This is a genomic window from Rathayibacter sp. PhB151, from assembly GCF_004366415.1.
In the GTDB taxonomy this organism is placed as follows: Bacteria; Actinomycetota; Actinomycetes; order Actinomycetales; family Microbacteriaceae; genus Rathayibacter; species Rathayibacter festucae.
Map to the genome: position 1 here is coordinate 585,776 of NZ_SOEN01000007.1, position 24,577 is coordinate 610,352.

Sequence of the window (24,577 nt, forward strand, 5' to 3'; positions counted from 1 at the left end):
GCGCGACACCCCGGTGGAGCCGGCTCTTCGGAGCCGGCTCCTTCCGTTTCCGGGCTAGGGTCGTCGCGTGCCCTCCTCACGCTCCGTCGTGTCCCTGCTCCTCCGACTGCTCGGCCGCGCGAGCGCCCCGCGCGCCGACGCCGGCGCTCCGGCGCAGCGGCCGTACCTGAGCACCACGGCGCCCACTCCGGGCGCGAACGGGATCGGCAGGACCTCCGAGGTCGACCCGACCCGGCTGCGCGGCGTGCACCTCGGCTACGCGCCGACGCCGGACGGCGATCCCGATCCGGGCGAGGTCGTCTGGACCTGGGTGCCCTACGAGGAGGACGACGGCCGCGGCAAGGACCGCCCCGTCCTCGTCCTCGCGGTCGAGAAGGCCGGCACGGCGCTGGCGATCCGGTTGAGCTCGAAGGAGCACGACGGCTACCTCGCGGTCGGCGCAGGGCCCTGGGATCCGGAGGGGCGGCCGAGCTTCGCGGACCCGGAGCGGGTCTTCCGCGTGCACCCCGCGGGGATGCGGCGCGAGGGCGCGGCGCTCGAGCGCGCGCGGTTCGACGCGGTCGCGCGGGTCGTCTCGGCGCGGTACGGCTGGCGCTGAGCCGGCGCCGACCCCCGGCGGTCCCGCCTACGCGCTCGGGGCGATGCGCACGAGCTCCGGGTACTTGGCCGTCCGGCCGTCGCCGGAGGACGTCCCGGTGAGCCGGCGGCGCAGCCACGGCGCGACGTGGGTGCGGTAGTACTGCGCGGAGCCTCCGCTCGCTGCGGCGGTCCGCTCGGGCGCCTCTCGGGCGGCGGGCGGGACGGGGAGGCCGAGGGAGGAGAGCACGCGGGCGCTGACGCGGTGATGACCGCGCGGGCCGAGGTGCAGGCGGTCCTCGGACCAGAGCGACGGGTCGGCGAAGGCCGGATCGGTCCAGTTGTCGGCGACGACGATGTCCTGGCGCTGCCGCGTGCGGCGCAGGACGGCCGAGGTGAGGGCGTCGCCGCGACGCTTGATCAGGCGGCCTAGCGGCAGCCGCGCGGACGGGTCCGGGGCGGAGAGGGCGATCAGAACGACGCCCTCGGCGTCGCAGCGGGCGAGGACCTCGAGGTAGCGGTCGGCGATGCGTTCGATGTCGGCGCGCGGTCTGAGCATGTCGTTGCCACCTCCGTTGAAGGAGAGGTGCGTCGGCCGCAGGGCGAGCGCGGGCTCGAGCTGCTCGTCGACGATCGGGTCGATGAGGCGGCCGCGGATGGCGAGGTTGGCGTACTCGATCGGCTCGCCGAGCGCATCCGCCCAGCCCTGCGCGGTGAGGTCGGCCCAGCCGCGGGCGGTGCCGTCGGGGAGCTCGTCGCCGACGCCCTCCGAGAAGGAGTCGCCGATCGAGACGAAGCGGACGGCGGTCATCGGCGCGGCGATCGGGGCGGGGTTCCGGTGCGGGGCATCGTCGCACTGTAGCCCGGGAAAGCGTGTACCGTCGGCCGCATGGATCAGGACTCGCCGACCTCCGTCGAACTGCCGGACGGGGTCGGACGCCTCGTCCTCGTCGATCCGGACACGCCGCCGAAGGACTCGCCGCGGCCGTATCTGCATCCGCTGCGGACGCCCGCCGGGCGCGTCGTCAGCGATCTGCGGCCCGCGGACCACGACTGGCATCTCGGGCTGTCGCTCGCCGTGTCGAACATCACGATCGGCGAGGACGAGCGCGACACGAACCTGTGGGGCGGGCCGACCTGGCTGACCGGGACGGGCTACCGGCAGGTGGACAACAACGGCTCGCAGCGGCCGGAGGGCGTGGACCCGGGGGACCTCGCCCTCGGGTGGTTCGATGCGCGCGGGCGGCGCTTCCTCGACGAGCGGCGGCGGCTGAGCGTCCGGCGGCTCGGCGACGTGACGGTGCTGCGGATCGAGAGCCGCTGGCGCGCGCTCGGGGAGCGGCTGGTCTTCGGGTCGCCGACCACGGCGGGGCGGCCGGACGCGGGCTACGGCGGGCTGTTCCTGCGGCTGGACCCGTCGTTCGAGGGGAGTGCGGTGAGCGGGCCGGACGGCGCGGTCGCGGAGCCGATGGGGGTCGCGTCGCGCTGGCTCGCGGTGGCGGACGGGAGCGCGACGGTGGCGCTGCGGGCGGACGAGGGGAGTCCCGTCGATCCGTCGACGTGGTTCGTGCGGACGAGCGGGACGCCGATGCTGTGCGCGGCGCCGTTCTTCGGCGCGACGTGGACGCTGGACGCGGGGGCGGAGGCGAGCTGGAGCTGGCAGGTGCTGCTCGCGGACCGGGTACTGGGTGCGGAGGAGATCGAGGCGAGCTGGGGGCGGGGCGGCTGAGTGCTGGCGGGGCGGGTCTCGATACGCCGCTGCGCGGCTACTCGACCAGCATGAACGGCCGCTGCGCCGGTGGTCGGCCAGCATGAGTTGCGCGGGTGGTCGGCCAGCATGAGCCGAGGGGGCGGTGGCCCCGGGACGAGGAGGAGCGGACATGGAGCGGACCGGGAGGCGGGTGCTGCACGGCGCGCGGAAGGTCGACGCGGGCGGGACGGTCGAGGACTTCTGGCTGGTCGCGGACGACGGCGTGATCGTCGAGGTCGGGGCCGGGGGCGGCTGGGAGCGGGCGGCGGAGGGTGCGCGGGTGCACGACGCGGCCGGGCTGACGGCGACGCCCGGGTTCGTCGATCTGCACGTGCACGGCGGGGCGGGCCGCAGCTTCGACGAGGGCGCGGACGGGATGCGGGCGGGACTCGCTCTGCACCGCGCGCACGGGACGACGCGCTCGCTGGTGAGCCTGGTGTCGGCGCCGCTCGCGCAGCTGGAGGCGTCGCTCGACGTGGTCGCCTCGCTGGCGGCGGAGGATCCGCTCGTCCTCGGGGCGCACCTGGAGGGGCCGTTCCTCGCGCCGTCGCGCCGCGGGGCGCACGATCCGGACGCCCTGATCGCGCCGGCGCCAGAGGCGGTCGGGCGGCTGCTCGACGCGGCGCGCGGGAGCCTCCGGCAGATCACGATCGCTCCCGAGCTGCCGGGAGCCCTCGCGGCGATCGAGCGGCTGACCGGCGCGGGGGTCGTCGTCGCGGTCGGCCACACCGAGGCGGACGCGACGACGACGCGGGCGGCGATCGAGCGCGGGGCGCGGCTGGTCACCCACGCCTTCAACGCGATGCCGGGCATCGGGCACCGCGCGCCGGGGCCGATCCCGGTGGCGCTGGCCGACGAGCGGGTGGTGCTCGAGCTGATCCTGGACGGCGAGCACGTGGACGCGGACGTGGCGCGCATCGCATTCGCGTCGGCGCCCGGACGGATCGCGCTGGTCACCGACGCGATGGCGGCGGCGGGAGCGGGCGACGGCGCGCACCGGATCGGCCGGCTGCGCGTCGACGTGCGGGACGGCGTCGCCCGGCTGGAGGGCACGGAGACACTCGCCGGCTCCACGCTGACGCTCGACGCGGCACTCCGCCGCGCGGTCGCGTCGGTCGGTCTGGGGCTCGAGGCCGCGGTCGGCGCCGTCAGTGCGACGCCGGCGCGCGTGCTGGGCGCCGAGGGCGCGCTCGGCACACTCGCGGTCGGCCGGGCGGCCGACGTGGTCCTGCTGGACGACGCCCTGCAGGTGCGGGCGGTGTGGGCCGCGGGCGAGCCGGTGGTGACGGCCTAGAGCCTTCGCAGGGCGAGGTGCAGGTGCGCGCCGTGCCGCAGGTCCACCGACAGCGTGCGCGGGTCGATCTGGAGCGCTCCGGGCGTGCCCTCCTCGAGCTCGATGTCGAACGGCAGCCGCACGAGCACGCGCTCGCCCAGTCGCGCCGCCGCCGCGTCGAGGGGACTGCGGAGCAGGCACTCGACGGACTCCGGGCTCCAGGAGAGCGACTCGACCCGCAGGGCGCCGCGCAGGTGCAGGCCGGTGATCCGTCCCTCCGCCCAGCGGTCGGGCAGGGCGGGCAGCAGGTGCAGTGTCGTGCCGTCCGAGCGGGCGAGCATCTGCGCGACCAGGGCGGGCAGTCCGCCCGCGGCGTCGACGTTGACGATCGCGTCGGCGTCGTGGGTGGGCATCATGTTCGGGCGCCAGTGCAGGCGGGCGAGCCAGTCGACGCACTGCAGCGCCGCCTCGGCGTCGCCGAGCGTGGCGGCGGCGACGCCGGCCTGCACGAGTCCGAACGCCATCTCCATCCGGCCGGGCGGGGCGGTCGGCTCCTCGGCGCGCCAGCGCAGCCGGGCGCGGACCGCCTCCAGGGCCGCAGCGCCGAGGGCGGGGTCGGCGGTCGCCGGGTCGCCCTCGTACCACCAGGGGTGCAGGTGCGAGGCGTGCCGGTGCTCCGGCCGGTCGGAGAGCGCCGGGTCCTGCCACTCCGCCAGCTGCCCGTCGGGGCTGACGCGGTAGCCGGGGAGCCGGGAGGCGAGTGCCTCCCACTCGGCGGCGTCCTCGTCCGTGCCGAGCAGCCGCTCGATGCGCGCGGCGATCAGCAGCGCGTCCCGGATCATCGCGACCTCGGACGTGGCGTCGCGGGTGATCGGCGTCTCCTGGTCACCGGGGTGATTCTCGGGGGAGTAGCCGGGGGAGACGTGCGCGGTCCCGTCCGCGTCGATCACCAGGGCGTGCCGGTAGCAGGTGACGACCTCGTGGGCGAAGGGCCGGGCCCAGCCGCGCAGGAACTCCTCGTCGCCGGTGCTCGACCAGTGGTCCCAGGCGAGCCGGAGGATCCAGCCGCCGCCGCCGAGCCAGTACTGCAGCGGGTACTCGGCGGTGAAGTGGTTGGCGCGGCCGTGCCCGGAGATGCGGGTGGGCAGCAGGAAGCCGGGCGCGCCGAGGATCCGCTCGGCGTTGAGGCGGTAGTCGTCCTCGAACTCGGCGACGGCGGTGAAGAACGAGCGCAGCAGCTCGGGCGTGCCGGTCGTGCCGAGCGAGGCGACGCCGCCGTTCTGCACGTTCCCGTTGAGCGTGTAGTCGGAGGACCAGGCCGGCGCCCAGGAGCCGGCCCAGACGCCCTGCAGGCTGGCGGGCAGCTCGCCCGTCGCCGCGATGATCGCGTGCCGGCCGGCGGCGAAGGCGCGCTCGACGAGCTCGTCGCTCGCCGCGGGGTCGGCGCGCACCTCCTCGATGCTGCGCGGGGTCGCGGCGCCGAGGGAGAAGGAGCAGGCGCCGACGAGCCGCTCGTGCGGGGTGGTCGCGGCGGGGTAGCGGGCGAGGACCGGCGGAGTGACGGGCGCGGGCGCGGTCGAGGTCACCGAGACGCGCAGCTCCAGCTCCAGCTCGCGGGCGCCGGAGACGCGCCAGGCGGGCCAGGTCGCGTCGCGCTCCCTCACGGCGGACTCCTGGCCCCGCAGCAGGCGCGCGACGACGAGGGCGGAGCGGAAACCGGTGGGGCGCGGGTGGCGGGGCACGGTCTCGAGGGCGAGGGTCTCGCCGCCGTCGACGGCGCGGACGAGGGCGTGCTCGCGGTGGTCGCGCGGGGCGTCGGGGCCGAGATCGGGCTCGGTCGGCTCGTCGGCCGGGGCGAGCCGGAGCAGGCCGGAGAAGGGCGAGTCGGCGCGCACCGTGACGAGGAGCCGGTCGGCGCCGCGGTCGGCGCGGACGCTGACCGTGAGTCCCGTCGGAAGGGTCAGGGCAGCGGTGCCCGTCGGGTAGTCGACCGAGCGCTCGCGGATGCCGCCGGACGACCCGGTGGCCAGCTCGAGCCGGAGGACTCCCGCGGGCACCAGCGGGTCGGCGTCGAGGAGCGAGCCGTCGTGCCCCTCCTCGGCCCAGGCGCGGGTGTGCCACTCCTCGATCCGCTCCGCGTCCGCGTCGCTCACGGGCGCCCGGTCGAGCAGCGCGCGGATCGCCGGCAGCAGGGGAGCGAGCAGCGGCGGCCCGACCAGCGGGTCGACCGGCAGACGGAGCCGCTCGTGCGAGAGCGAGACGACCGCGCCGCCGCCGCCGTCTCCCTCGCCGCCGTCTCCCTCGCCGTCGGGGCCCTCGTACAGCGCCGCGCCGGTCGTCCCGGTGCCGACCATCACCCCGGTCTCCCATGTCCTGGCCTCGGTGCTGCCGTGGAAGCCTCCGGCGCCATCGGCGGTGCTCATCGGGTTGCTCATCGGGGCGCGATCGCGAGCCGCAGGCGGCGCGGCTCGGTCGTGGAGCCGCCGAGCAGGATCCGGGTGCCGGCGACGCGATCGGCGCCGCCGACGTACGTGAACATCTCGCCGTCGTCGAAGACCGGCGGAACGCCGTCGCCGGGATCGGTGTCGATCGAGAGCACGGCGGCGTCGGTGGCGACGGTCGCGACGGCTCCGTCGAGCCACCAGCCGTCCTCGAGCACCGCGGCGCCCGACACGAGTGCGTCGCCGTCGACGACGAGCTCCAGCGCGTAGCGCGTCTCGAGGCCGGTGAAGGAGACCGTGACGTCGATGCCCGTCTCGTCGATCTCGACCGCCACCTCCGTCCGCAGCTCGACGTCGAAGCGCTCACGCCGGGCGAAGTCCATCACCGAGAAGAAGCGGCCCTCGCTGTCCGGGACGGCGGTGGCCGCGGGCGCGTCGGCGCCGAGCGTGTCGTAGTAGCCCGAGACCCGCCGCTCGACGAGCACCGCGCCGCGCTCGGTCGGCTCGAGGGTCTGCGGTCGGGCGCAGCCGAGCGAGAAGAACGCGGGGGAGACGCGCAGCGAGCGGAGGACGAGCCCGTGCGCGCGCGCCCGGAGCAGGGTCGCGGAGTTGGCGAGGCCGGAGCCGATCCGGCCGGTGCTCGCGAAGTCGCTGCCGGCCGAGACGGACACGGAGAGCGCGCCCTCGCGGCGGCGGAGCAGCCGGCTGACCGGATAGCCGCGCGTGACCGAGCCGGGTGTCGCGGCCGGCTCGGGCAGGAGTCCGCCGATCTCCGGGCGGCGCAGCAGCTCGGCGAGGTGCCGCTCCGGCTCGCGCAGCGTGCGACCGAGGATCTGCCCGACGATCCGGGCGGCGTCGCCGTCGCCGTCCTCCAGCGCGAGCAGGCGGTAGGGCGAGAGCAGGTTCTCGACGTCGTAGGCAATGGTCTGGTCCTGCCGGCGGGAGTGCACGCACTCGATCTCGCCGTCGTCCTCGACCAGGCCGGCGATCGCGCGGAGGTTCCGCCGCACCGGCTCGAGCAGGGACGGCCGGTCGAGGCCGTGCGCCAGCGTCAGCAGGCTCGGGTTCGTGACCTCGGTGGCGTAGACGGCGCTGCGCTCGCTGTACTGCCCGTCGGCGTCGATGTCGATGCCCTCGGCCAGCCAGGCGTCGGCGCGGTCCAGCAGCGCGGCGGCGAGGGCCCCGGACGCGCCGTCCGCCGAGCGCCCGCCGTGCACGTGGACCGCGAGGGCGGCGAGGGCGCTCGCCAGCTCCCAGCGGTGGTTCGGCGTGTGCACGCCGCCGGCCAGCATCGCGGGCGAGGCGGCGACGGCGATCGCGGCGAGACCCTCCCGGACCGCGTCGAAACCGGCGGGCAGGTGGCGGTCGAGCAGCTCGACGCAGCCGCAGAGGTCGTTGATCGTGAACGCCGTGTCGGGCGGGGAGGCGAGGTTGCCGCTGCTCGAGAACAGACCGCTGTCGAGCTGCTGGGCGGCGAGGTGCCGGAGGTAGGTCTCGGCGGCGTCCCGCGATTCCGGACCCTCGTCGCCCTCGGCGATCGCCAGGGCGACCAGGGAGGTGATGGCGCGCATGGTGGGTCGCGGGCCGAGCCCGGTCAGCGGCCGCCGGGCGCGCGCGACGAACTCGTCGCCGCGCACGCGGGCGTCCGCGATCAGCCGGGCGGCGTAGGGGGCGTCGTCGACGGTGATCACGGGGTCTCCTCGGGGTAAGGAACGGAAGCGGGGGAGAGGCGCAGGCTCACGACCTCGAACGGCCGCAGCTCGAGCGCGATCCGGCCGGAGTCGACGCCCCGCAGCGCCGTCCCCTCGGCGTCGCGGTCGAGCAGGTCGACCTCGCAGACGCCGCTGAGCGGATGCGCGACGACCAGCGCCGTGCGGACGCGTCCGCCGAGCGCCTCGTGCAGCCGGACGATCACGTCGCCGCTGCGGTCGGCGGCGAGCGTGACCGTGTCGACGACCACGGCCGGGTCCTCGACGGTGACGAGCGCCTCCGGGATCGAGCCGCCGAGGACGACGCGCGGCGCCGTGCTCGCGGCGAAGCCGGCCCGGACGGCGTCGGCGATGCCGGGGGCGACCGTGAGCGTGCTGAGGAACTCGTGCTCGCCCTGGTCCGCCTCCGGATCGGGGAAGGTCGGCGCGCGCAGCAGCGACTGGCGGACCACGGTGCTCACGCGGCCGTCGTCGATCGTGCGCTGCACGTCGTAGCCGTAGACCGCGTCGGAGGCCACGGCGACGCCGAAGCCCGGCTCGCCGACGTGCAGCCAGCGGTGCGCGCAGATCTCGTACTTCGCCGCCTCCCAGCTGGTGTTGGTGTGCACCGGGCGGCGGACGTGGCCGAACTGCGTCTCGGCCGAGGACTGCTCGGCGTGCACGTCGAGCGGGAAGGCGAGCTTCAGCAGCTTCCGCCGCTCGTGCCAGTCGACGACCGTGCGGATCCGGACCGCGGGCTCGCGCGGATCGAGGGCGATCGTCTGGACGACCGAGCTGCCCCCGCGCCCGACGCTCCGGCGGACGACGACGCTCGCGCCGTCCTCGCCGAGCTCGACCGTGCCGTCGACGAGGTCGACGACGGTGTCGCGGTAGGCGGCGTCGAGGTCCCAGGCGTCCCACTGGTTGGGCTCGTCGCGGTGCAGCTGCAGCAGGTTCCCGACGCGACCCCTGGGCAGCAGCTCGCGCCCGGAGTCGCGGTCGAGGACGCTCGAGAGGAGCCCCTGCGCGGTGACGGCGACGACGAGGCGCGGCGACTCGAGCACGAAGCCCTCGCCGTCGGCGCGCACGGAGAGCCCCTCGGCAGCCTCCACGTCGGCCCCGCCCCGCGCCGGCACCCCGCCGACGACGACCGGCGCCGCGTTCAGCGCGATCCGCCGCTCGCCCGGCCCGACGAGCACCGCGAGCCGCTCGGCGATCATCCGCTCCAGCGCCGTGCTCACCTCGGCGTGCGTGCGCTCGGCCTCGCGGTGCACCCAGGCGATCGCGGTGCCGGGGAGGATGTCGTGGAACTGCAGCAGCAGCACCCGCCGCCAGAGCGCGTCGAGCTCGTCGAACGGGAACGGCACGCCGTGCCGCAGGAACGCGACGCTCGCCCAGTGCTCGGCCTCGGCCAGCAGCCGCTCGTTGCGGCGGTTGCCCTGCTTGGTGCGGGCCTGCGAGGTGAGGATGCCGCGGTGGAACTCGAGGTACATCTCGCCGGACCAGACCGGCGGGTCGGCGTACTCGGCCTCGGCGGCCGCGAAGAAGTCGTGCGCGGAGGAGAACTCGAGGCGCGGTGAGCCCTCGAGATCGGACTGCAGCCGGGCGAGCGCCATCATCTCGCGGGTCGGCCCGCCGCCGCCGTCGCCGTAGCCGAACGGCATCAGCGAGCGCGTCGCCCGCCCGTGCTCCTGGAAGTTGCGGACGATGCGCGCCAGCTCGGTCGGCCGCAGGTCGCCGCTGTAGGTGTTCGAGGGCGGGAAGTGGGTGAAGATCCGCGAGCCGTCGAGCCCCTCCCAGACGAAGGAGTGGTGCGGCATCGCATTGGTCTCGTTCCAGCACATCTTCTGCGTGAAGAACCAGCGCAGGCCCGCCTTCCGCAGCAGCTGCGGCAGCGCGGCCGGATAGCCGAACGAGTCCGGCAGCCAGCCGACCTCGCTGATCGCGCCGAACTCCTCCTGGAAGAACCGCGCGCCCTGCTGCAGCTGGCGCACCAGCGACTCGCCGGAGGGCATGGTGACGTCGGACTCGACCCACATGTTGCCGACCGGGACGAAGCGGCCCTCGCGGACCCGCTCGACGATGCGGGCGAAGATCCCGGGGTGGTGCTCCTTCATCCAGGCGAACTGCTGGGCGGAGGAGCAGGTGAAGACGGCGTCCGGGTCGCGGTCCATCAGATCGAGCACGTTGGAGAAGGTGCGCGCGCACTTGCGGACGGTCTCGCGGGTGGGCCAGAGCCAGGCGGAGTCGATGTGCGCGTGGCCGGTCGCCGAGATCCGGTGCGCGGAGTGCGCGGCCGGTGCGGCGAGCAGCGGCGCGATCACCGCGCGCGCGTCGGCGACGGTGCCGGCGAGGTCGTCGGGGTCCAGGGCGTTCAGGGCCCGGGTCAGCCCGGCGAGGATCTCGTGCCTCCGCGGTTCGGTGACCGGCAGCTCGTCGTGCAGCCCGCGGAGGACGCCGAGCTCGAGGCCGAGCCGCTCGGCGACGGTGTCGACCAGCACGACGCAGAAGCGGCCGAGCCGGTAGAGCGGCTCGACGGGCGCAGTGGCGCGGTCGCCGAACGGGGTGGGCGAGAAGCCGCCAGGGCCGGCGAAGTCGTTCCCGCCGGTGAGGTCCGGGTTCGAGGCGCCCTCCACCCAGACGAGGAACTCCTCGCCGGGAGCCGCGTCGAGCGGCACGTGATGGTTGCGCGGCTCGAGGCCCTTGAGCACCCGGCCGTCGGCGGCGCGGGCGAGGCCTTCGCACTGGAAGCCGGGCTTGGCCCGGTCGAAGCCGAGGTCGAGGGAGAGCTCGATCCGGAACCGATCGCCCGCCTCGACCCGGCCCGTGTGGCCCCACCTCTCCGGCACCGTCCCGGTCACCCGGAACCAGGTGGTGTCCCAGGCGGCGCCCCACGGCGCTCCCGGCTCGATCGTCTCGTACGTGTTCCGCGGGTCGGTCGCGGTCTCGACGCCGACCGGCTCGCCGACCGCCGTCCACGCGGCGACGGCGAGCGGGAGGTGCTCGGCCGTCACCGCGAGGGGGAGGCGCTCGGCGAGGAAGCGGTCGACGCGGGCGGCGGCCTTCAGGTCTTCGGGGCGCATCTCGTCGTGGTGCATCTCTAGTCGCGCAGCCCCGCATTGATGTCGGACCCGGTGATGTACTTCTGGAACACCAGGTAGATCGCCACCAGCGGCAGCATCGAGAGCACCGAGGCCGAGAGCAGGATCGCCCAGTCGATGTTCTGCGCGCCGATCAGCTGGCGCAGTGCGATCTGCAGGGTGAAGTTCTTCGGGTCGCTGAGGATGATCAGCGGGAAGATGTAGTCGTTCCAGCGCCACTGGAACGAGATGATCGACAGCGTCAGGATGATCGGCTTCGACAGCGGCAGCATGATCCGGAAGAAGATCGAGAGCTCGCGCGCCCCGTCGATCCGGGCGGCGTCGAGCAGCTCGTCCGGCACCGTGATGAAGAACTGCCGGAACATGAAGACGCCGGTCGGGGTGAGGATCGACGGCATGATGATGCCCATCAGCGTGTTGTACATGCCGAGGTCGCGGACCACGGTGAAGACCGGGTTGAGGATGACCTCGCCGGGCAGCATCGTCGTGGCGAGGATGCAGAGCGCCAGCACGCTCAGCCACGGCGACTTGTACTTCGCCAGGGCGTAGCCGGTCGTCGCGCTGAAGAAGACGGTGAGCAGCGTGGTCAGCGTCGCGACCACGAACGTGTTCGAGAAGTAGCGGACGAAGTCGACCCGCTCCAGCGCGCGCTGGTAGCCGTCGAGGGTCCACTCGCGCGGCAGCAGCGAGAGCGGGTAGGTGAAGAGGTCGCCGCCGCCCTTGAACGAGCTGAGCAGGAACCAGAGCAGTGGGAAGAGCGTGAGGATCGCGATCGCCCAGAGCATCGCGGTCGGGCCGATCGAGCGGCGGAACTCGCCGGTCTTCTTCCGGGTCATCGGCGCGGGCGCGGCCGGCGTGCGCTTCGGGCGGGTGGTGCGGGCGGGGGCGGGGGTCGTGGTCACCATGCCTGGCTCCTCTTGCTGATGGCGAGCTGAATGGCGGCGATGATCAGCAGGATCACCAGCAGCACCATCGAGGCGGCGCTGGCGTAGCCGACGTTCGACTGCGCGAATCCGGTCTGGAAGATGTACTGGACGATGAGCTGGTTCTCGGTGCCCGGGCCGCCGTTGTTGAGGGCCTGGATCATCGCGAACTCCTTCATATGGCCGAGCGTCGAGAGCAGGACCACGAGCAGCGTGGTCGGCGCGATGCCGGGGAGGGTGATCGAGACGAAGCGCTGCCAGGGGTTCGCGCCGTCGAGCTCGGCCGCCTCGTACTGCGAGACCGGCACGTTGTTCAGCGCCGCGATGAACAACAGCATGTTGAAGGCCGCGCCGCCCCAGGCGGAGGCGAGGATCACGACGAAGAGCGAGAGGTCGGCGTTCGAGGACCACGGCACGGCGCCGCCGCCGAGCGAGGTGATCGCGAAGTTGACGAAGCCGAAGCTCTCGCCGAACATCCAGCGCCAGATGACGCCCGCGACGATGGGGGAGACCAGCCAGGGCAGGAAGAAGATGATGCGGGCGCCGATCTTGCCCTTGGCCCGCGCGTTGTTCAGCGCGACGGCCATCAGCAGCGAGAGGCCGCAGGCGAACGGCACGGAGAACAGCGCGTAGACGAGCGTGCGGCCGACCGCGGCGTAGAACACCGGGTCCTGCGCGAGCGCCGTGTAGTTGTCGAGGCCGACGAACTCGATGTCGCCGAAGCCCCGGTACGAGGTGAAGGAGTACATCACGCCGAGGGCGCCGGGCCAGACGAAGAAGAGGGCGAAGAGGATCGCGACGCCGACCGTCAGCAGCACGGTGCTGACGACGTAGCGGGGGCGGCGCACGGGGCGCTTGCGCGAGCCCTTCGATCCGCGACCTGCGCCGGGGACCGTGAGGACCGTCTCCGGTGGTGAGGACGGAGTGACGAGCGGCTGGACGGTCATGATGCTCTCCTGATCGGGTGATCCTGCGAGGTGGAGGGCGGTGCGGGGAGAGGACCCCGCACCGCCGGGGGGACCTACTCGCCGAGAGCGGCCTGGGTCGTCGACAGGATGTTGTCGATGGTCTCGTCGACGCTCTGCTGGTCGTTGAGGTACTTGATCGTCTCGTCCTTGAGCGGCTCCGACTGGAGGAACTTGCCCTCGTAGCCGCCGATCAGCTGGTCGACGGTCTGCAGCGAGGAGACGGCGGGCGAGGCCGCGATCTCGGCGTTGTAGAGCGCGAACGCGTCCTGGTTGGCCGGGTAGTTCATCTCGAGGCCGGTGACGGCGGGCAGGCAGCCGGCGATCTCGCAGTATGCGGAGTACTGCTCGGGCTGGTAGAGCCAGTCGATGAACTTCTGGGCCTCCTCCTCCTGGCCGGTGCCGTCGAAGGCGACGATCCACGAGGCGGCGCCGTAGTTGGTCGCCTTGACGGGCTGCTGCGGGGTCGGCACCGAGGCCCACTCGAACTCGGTGATGTTGGACTGGAAGTCCGCGATCTGCCAGACGCCGGAGTAGTAGGAGACGACCTGGCCGCTCTTGAAGGTCGCGCTGGCGTCCTCGCCCGCGGTCCAGACCGACTTGGGCATGAAGCCGTCGTCGTTGAGCTTCTTGAAGTACTCCAGCGCCGTCTTCGTCTCGGCGTTGGCGGTGAAGGTGCCGCCGTCGTCGACGATGCCCTCGCTGCCGAACTCGTAGAGGAAGGAGCGGAGGCGGTGCGCGGAGTTGTCCATCACCATGCCGTACTGCGCGCCGGTGGCCGCCTGGACCTCCTCGGACTTGGCGACGAACTCGTCCCAGGTCCAGCTCTGCGTCGCATCGGTGGGGTACGAGACGCCCGCCTCGTCGAAGAGCGACTTGTTGATGAACATGCCGACCGAGGTGAGGCTGGTGGGCAGCGCCTTGACCTTGCCGTCCTCGGGGTCCGGCACGGCGAGCAGCGGCAGGATGTCCTGGTCGGTCGCGATCTGCGACAGGTCGAGGATCTGGTCCTTCCACAGCGGGTCGACGTTCGCCGCCGCGGCGAGGGCCGGCAGGTCGTTCGCCTGGGCGCTGTTGCGCAGGCGGGTCGTCAGGTCGTCGCCGGGCACATCGACGATCTCGACTTCGACACCGGTCTGCTCCTGGTAGAGATCGGCCATCTTCTGGTAGCCGCCGCCCTGGGTCCCGTCGCCGGAGAGGACGAACTGGAGCGGGTCGGAGGCGCCGGCTCCGGAGGAGCCGTTCGCGCACCCGGCGAGAGAAGCGATCAGCACTCCCGTGCCGAGGAGCGCCAGGGTGGCGCGTGCTGTCTTCTTCAACGGAACACCTTTCATGTGTCTGTCAGTCGACGAGGCGCGGGCGCTTCGTCGTCGAGGCGGTAGTGCTTTCTTATCAATACGACCCATATAGGTCAACAAGAATCTTCCGGGGGCCGGAAGTCGTGATCGGGCCGTAACTCGCGGAAACAGCGCCGTAACGCGGAGGTGTGCGAGGGGCTGCATCCCGCGCCAGCCGCCTTGTCCCGCGGGGCCGGAGATGCTTTCATGCCACTGTGACGCAAAATCCTCCGCAGGCCGCAGCCCATCTCGTCGGTGTCGACGTGGGCGGCACCAAGACCCACGTCCGCCTCCTCGACACGGTCGGGGCGGAGGAGGACCTGGTCCTCCCCTCGAGCGCCTGGCGCACGGGCGAGCTCTTCGCCGACCCCCAGAACCTGCCCCGGCTCGCCGACGTGCTGCTGCGCCTGCGCCCGCTCGCCGAGGACGCCGTGGTGGTCCTCGGCGTGCACGGCTGCGACACTCCGGGGCAGATGCGCGAGGCGACGGCGACGCTGTCGCTCCGCCTCGGCCGGCCCGTGACGGTCGTCAACGACGCCGAGCTGCTCGGCTTCGCGGAGCAGGAGGAACCGAGCATCCAGATGATCGTCGGCACCGGCGCCGTGATCTGCGGGACGACCGCGAGCGGCGTCCGGATCACCGTCGACGGCCACGGCTGGCCGCTCGGCGACCGCGGCAGCGCGCACGATCTCGTGTCGACGGCGCTGCGCGAGACCCTCGTGGCCTGCGACCGCGGCATCGCCCCCGGCGGTGGGGCGTCGGACCCGCTGATCGGCGCCGTCCTCACCGCGTTCGGCGCGAGCGACGCCGCGACCCTGGCCGCCGAGGCGACGCGCATCGCCGGCGGCGCGGCCTGGGGCGCATTCGCCCCGCTCGTCTTCGAGCAGGCGGCCGCCGGCTCGGCTCTCGCCGGGCGGATCGTCGAGGACGCCGCGCAGGCGCTCGCCACGGGCGTCGCCTCGCTGGTGCGCCGCGGCGCGATCGGCTCGCTCGTCGTCGCGGGCGGCGGCGTGATCGTGAACCAGCCCGCCTACGAGCGGCGGATCCGCGAGCGGCTGGCCGAGGAAGCGCCGCAGCTGGCCTTCGTCGTGGTGCGGCGGCCACCGGTGGTGGGCGCGATGGCGCACGCCAGGGCCCTCGCCGCCGCCGAGCGCACCCTCTCGGAGGTGGCCTCGTGAGCCTCACCGGAACGCGCGGGAGCACCGCGTTCGCGCCCGGCACCACCGTCCGCGTCTTCGACTCCTTCGCCGAGGCCTCGCACGCCGCGGCCGACCTCGTCGCCGAGCGCGTCCTCGCCGACCCGCGGGCGGTGCTCGGCGTCGCGACCGGCTCGACGCCCTCGCTGCTGTACCGCGAGCTCGCCGGCCGGGTCGCGGCGGACCGGATCGACGTCTCCGGGGTGAGCGCCTTCGCGCTCGACGAGTACGTCGGCATCGATTCCGGGCACCCCGAGAGCTACCGCGCGGTCCTCGACCGCGAGGTGCGCGTCCCCTTGCGGATGGGCGCCGTGCACGTGCCCGACGGCACCCGCGCGGACGGCGAGCAGGCGGGCCGGGACTACGACGCCGCGATCCGCGCGGCCGGCGGCGTCGAGCTGCAGATCCTCGGCATCGGCGGCAACGGCCACATCGGCTTCAACGAGCCCGGCACCCCGCACGACGTCGGCACGCACGTCGTCCGGCTCGAGCGGAGCACCCGCGAGGCGAACGCGCGCTTCTTCGACGGTCGTCTCGAGCTGGTGCCGGAGTCGGCGATCACGCAGGGGATCGCGACGATCCTCGCCGCGCGCTCGCTGGTGCTCCTCGCCTCGGGCGCGGCCAAGGCGGACGCCGTCGCCCGCGCGCTGCTCGGCCCGGTCGACGTCGACTGCCCGGCCTCGGCGCTGCAGGGCCATCCGGACGTCACGGTGCTGCTCGACCGCGAGGCGGCCTCGGCGTTCGAGCGGCCCCTCAGCTGAGGTAGGTCGCCGTCCGCGAGCGGGCGATGATCAGCTGCGCGACGCCGACGAGCGCCGCGTCGGTGCCCAGCTCGGCGGTGGCGATGCGCGGCGGGATGGTGATCCGGCCGACGAGGCGACGGGTCACCTCCTGGATCGCGTACTCGGGCTGGCGTGAGAGGTGGCCGGCCAGGACGATCAGCTCGGGGTCCAGCACGGTGCAGAGCGCGATGCAGGACAGGCCGATGTAGTCGAAGACCTCGGCGGCGGGCGCCCGGGCGGACTCCTCGCCGGCCGCGGCCGCGTCGAGCAGGGCGCCGAGCGGGTTCGCCGCATCGGCCGCGTGCTCCCGCGCGTAGCTCCGGGAGATCCCGGCGATCCGCGACTCCAGGTCACCCTGGGTCGTGTACGGCCGCTCCAGGTGCGAGCGCTCGGTGACCAGGTAGCCGATCTCGCCCGCGGCCGAGCGCGACCCGCGCAGCAGCACTCCGTCGTGCACGATGCCGGCGCCGACTCCGACGCCGAGGACGTAGGTGGCCAGGCTCTGCGCGCCGCGGCCGGCGCCGCGGGACCACTCGCCGAAGCCGATGGCGTTCGCATCGTTCTCGACCAGCACCGGCACGCCGACGCGGGCCTGGAGGATGCTGCCGAGCATGACGTCGCTCCAGCCGAGCTCGATCGTGTTGGTGACCCGGCCCTCCGGACCGTGCACGATGCCCGGGATGGTGACGCCGACGCCGGCGCAGGGCTTGCGGATCCGCTTCGACGCGGCCATCAGCAGGTCGACCATCTCGATGGTGCCGGCGAGGCGGCGGTCGGCGTCGGAGCCGTCGCCGGAGAGGTCGAAGGCGAGGACCTCGTCGCGCACGGTCTTGCCGTCGAAGTCGACGAGGCGGCCGTGCGCCTGCGTCTCGGAGACCTCGATCGCGGCGACCACGCGGGCGTCGCCGGCGTAGCGGTAGAGCGAGGACGGCCGGCCGCCGGAGGAGCGCTCGCGGCCGTCGAGCACGATGACGCCCTCGCCGAGCAGGGCCGAGCAGAGCCGCTCGACCGTGGCGGGGCTGAGGCCGGTGTGCCGGGCGATGGCGCTGCGGGAGGAGGGGCCGTGCAGGCGGAGGGCGTCGACGATCGCCGTCCGGTTGATCTCGGTGACGACGCGGGTCGTCGCGGTGCGCGGAACCTTCATCCGACCCTCCCTCGCGGAGTTTCCCAGCATAGTGATGCGGATCGGCGCGCTCGTGCGCGGAGCGGTCAGCGCCGGCGCCACCACCACCGGCGGCGGGGCCGCGCGGGCTCCTGCGGCTCGGGCGCTGCGAACCGCGCGTTCCGGCGCTCGGTCCAGGCGGAGACCTCCGCGTCGATGTCGCGGAGCGGCGTGACCACCGGCGGGCCGCCGAGCAGCTGGCGGCGCGCCTCGACGACGCGCTTGTTGAAGTCGGCGAGCACCGCGCGCACCTCGGACTCGCGGATCAGGCGGTCGAGCTGCTCGTCCAGCCGCCGGTCCTCGGCGCGGAGCAGGAAGGCGGCGGGACCGATGCCGGTGAGGTTCTCGCGCTCGATCTTGCGGCGGATCCACCAGTCCGGGTCGTGGTGCTCGCCGAGGCCCTCGAGCGGCTTGCCCGCGCCCGGCAGGCCGTCGAACTCGCCCCGGCGGATCGCCTGCTGGATCGACGTCTCGATGAACGCGGCACGGTCCTCGGGGTTCTCGGGGAGGGAGCCGGTGCTCTCGTCGCCGGTCTCCGGACGGCCACCGGCAGCGCGCTCCGCGGCGTACCGGGCGGCGCGATCCCTGGCTTCGGACATGGGGCCTCCTCTCCCTCCAGGCTAGAAGACCCCCGCCGACGAGGGGTACCGTGCGGTGGCATGCGCGACCTCGTCTACTACATCGCCACCTCGCTCGACGGCTTCCTCGCGGATCCCGAGGGGGACGTCTCCGCGTTCCCGACCGCGCCGGAGACCCTCGCCGACCTCTTCGAGCGCTATCCGGAGACCTGCCCGGCGCACCTGCGCGCGGCGCTCGGCGTCACGGCGTCGCCCCGCCGGTTCGACACCGTGCTGCTCGGCCGTCGGACGCACGCCCCGGCGGTGGACGCCGGGCTCGTCGACGGTGCGTACCCGCACCTGCGCCAGATCGTGGTGACCCACGGACGCCTGCCCACCTCCGACCGGGTGGAGACGATGGCGGGCGACGTGCGGGCGCAGGTCGCGGCGCTCAAGCGGGAGCCCGGGCGCGATGTCTGGCTCTGCGGCGGCGGCGACCTCGCCGCGCAGCTGATCGGGGAGATCGACGAGATCCAGGTGAAGATCTCGCCGCTGCTGCTGGGCGCGGGGGTCCCCCTCTTCGGCGGGCTCCCGCAGCCGGTGGCGCTCGAGGCCGTCGACCTGCGCGCGCTGCCCGGCGGAGTGGCGCTGGCGACCTACCGCAGGCGGGACAGCGGTCAGTTGTAGGACCGCACCGACACGTTCTGGCCGAGGGCCGTCCAGTCGAGACCGGGGGAGTCCTCCGGCACGACGCCGTCGGGATGCACCTGCACGACGACCGAGGTGCGCTGCGACACCTCCAGGTCGCCCGAACCGCTGCAGCCGCTCATGGGACCGTCGTCGCCGCCGTCGACGATGACGCAGTGGTCGTCGCCGCGGATCGACGAGCCGAGGTACACGTCGACGCCCTCGGCGGTGCCGACGAAGCGCACGGAGTCGGGATCGATTTGCTCGCTCACCACACCGAGATCCGGGAGCACGTCGCGGTCGTCCCGCGTCCGGTCGAAGTCCGAGTAGGGCGTCGGTCCCGCGCACCCGGCGAGCAGCGGCAGGGCGAGCAGAGCGATCGCCGCACCGATGGCGGCTCTTCGGCGGTTCCGTGGCATCGCGTCCCCCTCGTGCTGCGGTCTGCTCACCCTAGGCGCGCCGCACGGTGATCAGCCAGCCGGACAGCTCCTCGTCGCCCTCGCTCCGCCGCGCGAAGCCCATCGCGTAGGCGTGCCCCTCGGCGTCGGGCTCCGAGTGCGGCCCCCAGTCGATCTCGGGGACCGGCCTGCGCGTGTCCGCGGTGGAGCGCAGCGGCTCGAGCACCGCGGAGCCGGGCCGGACCGTCCAGACGCCGTCGTCGCGCCGGCTCATGCGGGTCCGGATCGCCGCGACGGACTCGACGACGCCCTCGATCCACACCGTGTCGGCGGCTCCGATCGCGTCGCCGTAGCGGTCGAGCATCCACGGCGTCTCGTCGAGGTCGCCGCCGAAGTAGCCGCCGCGGTGTGGGACGGCGAGCCGCCGGATCCGGTCGCCGACGGCGACGACCTCGCCGTCCTCGTCCAGCTCGGAGGTCGTGCAGAGCGCCTGGAGCAGCGCCTCGCCCTCGACGGGCTGCGCGTTCACGGGCCGCCGAGCCAGTGGTCGATGCGGTGGTGGTCGGGGGTGAAGCCGTGCTCGACGCCCCAGAGGACGGCCTGGGTGCGGCTGGAGGCGCCGATCTTGCCGTAGACGCTGCGGATGTAGGACTTGACCGTGTTGGGGCTGAGGTAGGTGAGGGCGGCGACGTCGGCGTTGCTCTTGCCCTGGGTGATCAGAGCGAGGATCTCGGACTCGCGGTCGGTGATGCCCTCGTGGCGCCCGGGCCAGTCGAGGCCGGGGGCGGTGCCGGCGCGGCGGGGCGGCTCGCTGACGACGAGCTCGCCGGAGCGCACGGCCTCGAGGGCGGCGACGAGCTCGCGGGCGGGCAGGGTCTTGGAGAGGTAGCCGCGCACGCCCTGGTCGAGGGCGTCGGCGACGAGGTCGGGGTGGAAGTTCCAGGTGTAGACGACGACGTGCTCGGCGCGCGGGTTGCGGACGAGGTCGGCGAGCTCCTGCAGGTCCGACTCCGGCTGGGCGAACGAGTCGTAGAGGACGATGTCGATGCGGTCGGAGAGCGCGGCGTTGGCGTCGATCTCGGCGACGACGACGCGGTCGCGGTAGTGGTCGAACATGTGCGCGAGGCCCTTGAGGACGACGTCGTAGTCGTCGACCAGGGCGACGGTCAGGGGCGCCGGCATGCTCTGTCCATCCACGGACCGTACCGCGCGACCGGACTCCGTGACTACACCCCCAGGGGTGTACCGGCCACCCCTCCGCGACTGCTTGGGTTGCTCATCGGCTCAGCGACCGCAGAGCCCCACCGCACGGTCCGCCGTGCTCGACAGGAAGGTGACTCCCGTGCTCGGACTCATCATCAGCCTCATCGTCGTCGGCCTCATCGCCGGCGCTCTCGCCCGCCTCATCGTCCCCGGGCGGCAGAACATCAGCATCCTGATGACCATCGTGCTGGGGATCGTCGGATCCTTCGTCGGCGGCTTCCTCGGCTTCCTGATCTTCCAGCACGACCCGATGGAGGGCTTCCTCCAGCCGGCCGGGATCATCGGCTCCATCATCGGCGCGATCATCGTGCTGTTCCTCTACACCCGCTTCGGCGGACGCGCCCGCAGCCGCGCCTGATCGGATGCGGAACGACACGACGCCGGCCCGGGAACGCTCCCGAGCCGGCGTCGTCGTGCGCGCTGAGCGCGAGCGGTGCCGCTACTCGAGCAGCTTGCCCGCGGTGGCGACCTCGCGGATCAGCGCCTGGATCTCCTCCGGGACCGCGGGGATCTCCTCGCGGGTGATGCCGGTGGACGGCGACCAGACCAGGTTCACCTGGAGCGCCGGGTCGATCTCCGGGTAGTCGCTGCGGTTGTGGCAGCCGCGGCTCTCGCGGCGCTCCAGCGCGGCCTCGAGGGTCGCCCGCGCGGCCATCGCGGCGGACTTCAGGTCGAAGGCGTGCGCCAGGTCCTGGAACCCCGCGATGTCCGGGTGGATGCCGATGCCGGCGATGCGCGCCTCGATCGCGTCCAGCTCGGCGAGACCGGCGAGCAGGCCCGCCTCGTCGCGGACGACGCCGGCGTGCTCGGTCATGGTGTTGCGGATCGCGCGCTGCAGGGCCCGCACGTTCTCCTCGCCGTCGGCGGCGAGCAGGTCGGCGATCTCGTCGCGGGCGACCTGCACCGACGCGGCGGAGCGGGTCTGCGCGGTCAGCGACGCGGAGTACTCCGCCGCCGCCTGGCCGACGATGCGGCCGAAGACGAGCAGCTCGATCAGCGAGTTGCCGCCGAGCCGGTTCGCGCCGTGCAGTCCGCTGGACGCCTCGCCGATGGCGTAGAGGCCGGGGACGTCGGTGCTGTGGTCGTCCGAGCGGACCCAGACGCCGCCCATCGAGTAGTGCGCGGTCGGCGCGATCTCGATCGGGTCCTTCGTGATGTCGAGCATCTGCAGCTCGAGCATCGTCTGGTAGACGCGGGGGAGGCGGGTCATGATCGTCTCGCGGGGAAGGTGCGAGACGTCGAGCCAGACGCCGCCGTTCGGCGTGCCGCGGCCCTCCTTGATCTCGGTGTAGCAGGCGAGCGCGACGCGGTCGCGAGTCGAGAGCTCCATCCGCTCCGGGTCGTACTTCCCCATGAAGCGCTCGCCGAGGCCGTTGCGGAGGATGCCGCCCTCGCCGCGGGCCGCCTCGGAGATCAGCGTGCCGGCCGCGTTCTCGGGCTCGATGATGCCCGACGGGTGGAACTGCACGAGCTCGGGGTCGCGGAGGCGCCCGCCGGCCTCGACGGCCAGGCGGAACGAGTCGCCGGTGTTCTCGTCGCGGCGCGAGGAGGTGCGGCGCCAGATGCGGTTGTGGCCGCCGGCGGCGAGGACGACCGCGTCGGCGTGGATGAGGTAGCGGGTGCCGTCGACGAGGTCGAAGCCGTAGGCGCCGAAGACGGCGCCGTCCTCGTTGACGAGGATGCGCGTGACGTAGACGGTGTCCAGGATCGGGACGTCGAGCTGCGCTGCCCGGTTGACCAGCGTGCGCTGGATCTCGAGGCCGGTGTAGTCGCCGGCGAAGGCGGTGCGGCGGTAGGTGTGCGCGCCGAAGAAGCGCTGCGAGATGCGGCCGTCGTCCTCGCGGGCGAACGGCATGCCGTAGCGCTCGAGGTCCTGGATGCCGCGGGCGGCGTTGGAGGTGACGATCTCGACCGTGTGCGGGTTGGCGAGCTGGTAGGACTCGGTGATGGTGTCGGCCGCGTGCTGCTGCCAGCTGTCGTCGGGGTCCATCGTGGCGAGGGCGGCGTTGATGCCGCCGGCGGCGAGCGAGGTGTGCGCGTCCGACTTCGAGCGCTTGCCCAGCGCGAGGACGTCGACGCCGGCCTCGGCCAGCTCGATCGCGGCGCGGAGGCCCGAGCCGCCGGTGCCGATGACGAGGACGGAGGTGGAGATCCGGCGCTCCGGGGTCGTGGTGGTCGCTGAAGGGGTCATGACTCCACGCTAGGCAGGGCGCTTCGATTACTCCAATGCATAATGCTGGGGCCGGTTATGCACTTACGCTATGGACATGAACTTCGAGCAGCTGGCCGGATTCGTCGAGGTCGCGCGCCTGGGCAGCTTCACCCGCGCTGCCGAGGAGCTGCACCTCGCGCAGCCCTCGCTGAGCCGGCAGATCTCCTCGCTCGAGCAGGACCTCGGCTCCGAGCTGTTCCAGCGGGCGCGCTCCGGCAGCACGCTCACCCCGGCCGGTGAGCTGCTGCTGCCGCTCGCGCGGCGCATGCTCGCCGACGCCGAATCGGTGCGCCGGGAGCTGGCCGAGCTCGCCGGGCTCGAGCGCGGGCGGGTCCGCTTCGGCGCGACGCCGACGCTCTGCATCAGCCTCGTGGCGGAGGTTCTGCACGCCTTCCACGCGGCGCACCCGGCGATCGAGCTGCACCTGGCCGAGGACGGCTCGCGCAGCCTGCTCGACCGGCTCGCGCGCGGCGAGCTCGACCTCGCGCTGGTGACGACCTCGACGGCGGCGGCCGTCGGTGCGTTCACGGTGACACCGCTGCTCGTCGAGGAGCTGGTGGTGGTCTCCTCCGCGGCCGAGCCGGCGCTCGCCGGCGGCGACGCCCTCGGACTGGCGGCCGTGGCGGGGCTCCCGCAGATCGTCTTCAACTCCAGCTACGACCTGCGCCGGACGACCGATGCCGCCTTCGCGGCCGCGGGCCTGGTGCCCGACGTGGTGCTCGAGGGCGCCGAGATGGACGCGGTGCTGCGCTTCGCCGAGCGCGGTCTCGGCGTCGCGATCGTACCGGCGATGGTGCTGCAGGGCCGCCCCGGGCTGCGCTCGGTCCGGCTCGAGGAGTCGACGCTCAGCCGGACGATCAGCCTCGCGCGCCCGGCGGACCTCGTGCCGACGGCGGCGGTGCGGGTCATGCAGCGCACGATCGCGGCGACGGCGCGGGCGTTCGCGGCGCGGGCGGGCGGCACGATGCGGCTGGCGGAGGGTCAGTCCCCGACGACTCCGGTCCGCGCGTAGCGGCGGCTGCGGATCGAGAGGACCGCCGCTCCCAGCACCGCGGCGATCACCGAGCCGGCCAGCACGCCGACCTTCACGTGCTCGTCGGCCTCGCTTCCGACGCCGAAGGACAGCTCGCCGACGAGCAGCGAGACGGTGAAGCCGATGCCGGCGAGCATCGACATGCCGACCAGGTCCGGCCAGCGCAGCGCGGGGTCGAGGCGGAGGCCGGGCAGACGGGTGATCAGGAAGGTGGTCGCGAGGATGCCGAGCGGCTTGCCGACCACCAGACCGACGACGATGCCGAGCGCGATGGAGTCCTGGAACGACTCGACGAGGCCGGTGAATCCGCCGATCGTCACTCCGGCCGAGAAGAAGGCGAAGACCGGGACGGCGACGCCGGCCGACACGCCGCTCCAGCGGTCGGCGAAGTGCGCGGCGAGTCCGTCGTACTCGGGCTCGCCGTCGCTGCCGGTTCCGGAGCGGACGCGGGCGCGGGCGGTCGCGACGACCGGGACCGCGAAGCCGAGCAGCACGCCGGCGACGGTCGCGTGGATGCCGGAGGCGTGCACGAGCGCCCAGGTGGCGACGCCGAGCGGGATGAGGATCCACCAGGTGCGGACGCCCCGCTGGACGAGGACGGCGAAGATCCCGAGCGGGACGAGTGCGAGCAGCAGCGGCAGGAAGGCGATGGCCGAGGTGTAGAAGACGGCGATGATCGTGATGGCGAGCAGGTCGTCGACGACGGCGAGGGTGAGCAGGAAGGTGCGCAGGGCGACCGGGAGGCTCTTGCCGACGACCGCGATCACGGCGACCGCGAAGGCGATGTCGGTGGCGACCGGGATCGCCCAGCCCTGCAGGGCGTCGGGGCCGGCGGTCGCGTTGATCGCGACGTAGATCAGGGCGGGGACGGCGACGCCGCCGAACGCGGCGGCGACCGGGAGTGCGGCGGTGCGCGGGTCGCGGAGCTTGCCGACGACGAACTCCTCCTTGAGCTCGAGGCCCACGACGAAGAAGAAGATCGCGAGCAGTCCGTCGGCCGCCCAGGCGCCGACGCTGAGGTTCAGGTGGAGCGCCTCGGGGCCGAACTCGTAGTCGCGGACGGTCTCGTAGAAGCCGGCCGCGGGCGAGTTGGCGAGCACGAGCGCGAGGACGGTCGCGCCGAGCAGCAGGGCGCCGCCGACGGCGTCGGAGCGCAACGTCTGGCGCAGGCCCCGCCAGATCGCGTGGGGTGCCTGGTGGACGGGCTCGGAGGCAGGAGTGTGGGGCACGGAG

22 protein-coding genes are annotated in these 24,577 nt (G+C 73.5%); 8 read left to right on the forward strand and 14 right to left on the reverse strand.

Annotated features, from left to right (window positions below):
- Positions 1-67: 67 nt before the first annotated feature.
- The gene (locus EDF35_RS10205) at positions 68-598 is read left to right on the forward strand and encodes a type II toxin-antitoxin system PemK/MazF family toxin (RefSeq protein ID WP_166649619.1); all 531 of its coding nucleotides are present in this window, start codon (positions 68-70) and stop codon (positions 596-598) included.
- A 27-nt stretch (positions 599-625) separates the two neighbouring features.
- Here the strand turns inward: EDF35_RS10205 and EDF35_RS10210 are convergent, their stop codons facing one another.
- The gene (locus EDF35_RS10210) at positions 626-1,387 is read right to left on the reverse strand and encodes an SGNH/GDSL hydrolase family protein (RefSeq protein ID WP_133962240.1); all 762 of its coding nucleotides are present in this window, start codon (positions 1,385-1,387) and stop codon (positions 626-628) included.
- A gap of 78 nt (positions 1,388-1,465) precedes the next feature.
- Between EDF35_RS10210 and EDF35_RS10215 the strand changes: the two genes are divergently transcribed.
- Complete coding sequence (locus EDF35_RS10215; protein ID WP_133962241.1) at positions 1,466-2,305, forward strand: DUF6807 family protein; 840 nt, start codon at positions 1,466-1,468, stop codon at positions 2,303-2,305.
- 151 nt (positions 2,306-2,456) lie between these two features.
- Positions 2,457-3,620 (forward strand): amidohydrolase family protein, encoded by a 1,164-nt coding sequence (locus tag EDF35_RS10220; RefSeq protein WP_133962242.1) that lies wholly within the window; start codon positions 2,457-2,459, stop codon positions 3,618-3,620.
- Here EDF35_RS10220 and EDF35_RS10225 read toward each other — a convergent pair.
- The 6 genes from EDF35_RS10225 to EDF35_RS10250 all read right to left on the reverse strand — a co-directional run bounded on the left by EDF35_RS10225 (position 3,617) and on the right by EDF35_RS10250 (position 14,036).
- Positions 3,617-6,022 (reverse strand): glycoside hydrolase family 95-like protein, encoded by a 2,406-nt coding sequence (locus EDF35_RS10225; RefSeq protein WP_133962243.1) that lies wholly within the window; start codon positions 6,020-6,022, stop codon positions 3,617-3,619. The genes EDF35_RS10220 and EDF35_RS10225 overlap by 4 nt on opposite strands.
- Before the next feature lie 8 nt (positions 6,023-6,030).
- Positions 6,031-7,731: a hypothetical protein gene (locus EDF35_RS10230; RefSeq protein ID WP_133962244.1), complete on the reverse strand. Its 1,701-nt coding sequence runs from the start codon at positions 7,729-7,731 to the stop codon at positions 6,031-6,033.
- Entirely contained in the window at positions 7,728-10,811 is a 3,084-nt protein-coding gene (locus EDF35_RS10235; RefSeq protein ID WP_133962245.1) for a glycoside hydrolase family 38 C-terminal domain-containing protein, read from the reverse strand. Before EDF35_RS10235 ends, EDF35_RS10230 begins: the two co-directional genes overlap by 4 nt.
- 17 nt (positions 10,812-10,828) lie before the next feature.
- Positions 10,829-11,734, reverse strand: a complete 906-nt coding sequence (locus tag EDF35_RS10240) for a carbohydrate ABC transporter permease (RefSeq protein ID WP_243839918.1) — start codon at positions 11,732-11,734, stop codon at positions 10,829-10,831.
- Complete coding sequence (locus tag EDF35_RS10245; protein WP_133962246.1) at positions 11,728-12,699, reverse strand: sugar ABC transporter permease; 972 nt, start codon at positions 12,697-12,699, stop codon at positions 11,728-11,730. The genes EDF35_RS10240 and EDF35_RS10245 overlap by 7 nt, the downstream gene beginning before the upstream one ends.
- Positions 12,700-12,773: 74 nt before the next feature.
- Positions 12,774-14,036 (reverse strand): extracellular solute-binding protein, encoded by a 1,263-nt coding sequence (locus EDF35_RS10250; RefSeq protein WP_243839919.1) that lies wholly within the window; start codon positions 14,034-14,036, stop codon positions 12,774-12,776.
- A 233-nt stretch (positions 14,037-14,269) separates the two neighbouring features.
- Between EDF35_RS10250 and EDF35_RS10255 the strand changes: the two genes are divergently transcribed.
- Together EDF35_RS10255 and EDF35_RS10260 are read left to right on the forward strand one after the other, a co-directional pair.
- Positions 14,270-15,232, forward strand: coding sequence for a BadF/BadG/BcrA/BcrD ATPase family protein (locus EDF35_RS10255; protein WP_166674066.1), 963 nt, complete (start codon positions 14,270-14,272; stop codon positions 15,230-15,232).
- Positions 15,229-16,011, forward strand: a complete 783-nt coding sequence (locus tag EDF35_RS10260; protein ID WP_133962248.1) for a glucosamine-6-phosphate deaminase — start codon at positions 15,229-15,231, stop codon at positions 16,009-16,011. The genes EDF35_RS10255 and EDF35_RS10260 overlap by 4 nt, the downstream gene beginning before the upstream one ends.
- Here EDF35_RS10260 and EDF35_RS10265 read toward each other — a convergent pair.
- Together EDF35_RS10265 and EDF35_RS10270 are read right to left on the reverse strand one after the other, a co-directional pair.
- Positions 16,004-17,176: an ROK family transcriptional regulator gene (locus tag EDF35_RS10265; protein ID WP_166674067.1), complete on the reverse strand. Its 1,173-nt coding sequence runs from the start codon at positions 17,174-17,176 to the stop codon at positions 16,004-16,006. The genes EDF35_RS10260 and EDF35_RS10265 overlap by 8 nt on opposite strands.
- Before the next feature lie 65 nt (positions 17,177-17,241).
- Entirely contained in the window at positions 17,242-17,793 is a 552-nt protein-coding gene (locus EDF35_RS10270; RefSeq protein ID WP_133962250.1) for a DUF1992 domain-containing protein, read from the reverse strand.
- 60 nt (positions 17,794-17,853) lie between these two features.
- Between EDF35_RS10270 and EDF35_RS10275 the strand changes: the two genes are divergently transcribed.
- Positions 17,854-18,438 (forward strand): dihydrofolate reductase family protein, encoded by a 585-nt coding sequence (locus tag EDF35_RS10275; RefSeq protein WP_133962251.1) that lies wholly within the window; start codon positions 17,854-17,856, stop codon positions 18,436-18,438.
- Here the strand turns inward: EDF35_RS10275 and EDF35_RS10280 are convergent.
- The 3 genes from EDF35_RS10280 to EDF35_RS10290 are packed head-to-tail and all read right to left on the reverse strand — an operon-like array spanning position 18,429 to position 20,018.
- On the reverse strand, positions 18,429-18,857 hold the full coding sequence (locus EDF35_RS10280) for a hypothetical protein (RefSeq protein ID WP_133962252.1): 429 nt from the start codon (positions 18,855-18,857) through the stop codon (positions 18,429-18,431). The genes EDF35_RS10275 and EDF35_RS10280 overlap by 10 nt on opposite strands.
- 31 nt (positions 18,858-18,888) lie before the next feature.
- Complete coding sequence (locus EDF35_RS10285) at positions 18,889-19,365, reverse strand: hypothetical protein (RefSeq protein WP_133962253.1); 477 nt, start codon at positions 19,363-19,365, stop codon at positions 18,889-18,891.
- Positions 19,362-20,018, reverse strand: coding sequence for a response regulator transcription factor (locus tag EDF35_RS10290; protein WP_123445882.1), 657 nt, complete (start codon positions 20,016-20,018; stop codon positions 19,362-19,364). The genes EDF35_RS10285 and EDF35_RS10290 overlap by 4 nt, the downstream gene beginning before the upstream one ends.
- Positions 20,019-20,178: 160 nt before the next feature.
- On the opposite strand from EDF35_RS10290, the gene EDF35_RS10295 reads away from it, so the two are divergent.
- Positions 20,179-20,457: a GlsB/YeaQ/YmgE family stress response membrane protein gene (locus tag EDF35_RS10295; protein ID WP_123445883.1), complete on the forward strand. Its 279-nt coding sequence runs from the start codon at positions 20,179-20,181 to the stop codon at positions 20,455-20,457.
- Between the two features lie 81 nt (positions 20,458-20,538).
- Here the strand turns inward: EDF35_RS10295 and EDF35_RS10300 are convergent, their stop codons facing one another.
- Positions 20,539-22,290 carry an FAD-dependent oxidoreductase gene (locus tag EDF35_RS10300; RefSeq protein WP_133962254.1) on the reverse strand — a complete coding sequence of 584 codons (1,752 nt, stop codon included), beginning with the start codon at positions 22,288-22,290 and terminating at the stop codon, positions 20,539-20,541.
- A 76-nt stretch (positions 22,291-22,366) separates the two neighbouring features.
- On the opposite strand from EDF35_RS10300, the gene EDF35_RS10305 reads away from it, so the two are divergent.
- Positions 22,367-23,323 carry a LysR family transcriptional regulator gene (locus EDF35_RS10305; RefSeq protein ID WP_166674068.1) on the forward strand — a complete coding sequence of 319 codons (957 nt, stop codon included), beginning with the start codon at positions 22,367-22,369 and terminating at the stop codon, positions 23,321-23,323.
- Here the strand turns inward: EDF35_RS10305 and nhaA are convergent.
- A complete protein-coding gene (gene nhaA, locus EDF35_RS10310) occupies positions 23,293-24,513 on the reverse strand; it encodes a Na+/H+ antiporter NhaA (protein WP_243839972.1) in 1,221 nt (406 codons plus the stop codon). The genes EDF35_RS10305 and nhaA overlap by 31 nt on opposite strands.
- Positions 24,514-24,577 lie beyond the last annotated feature (64 nt).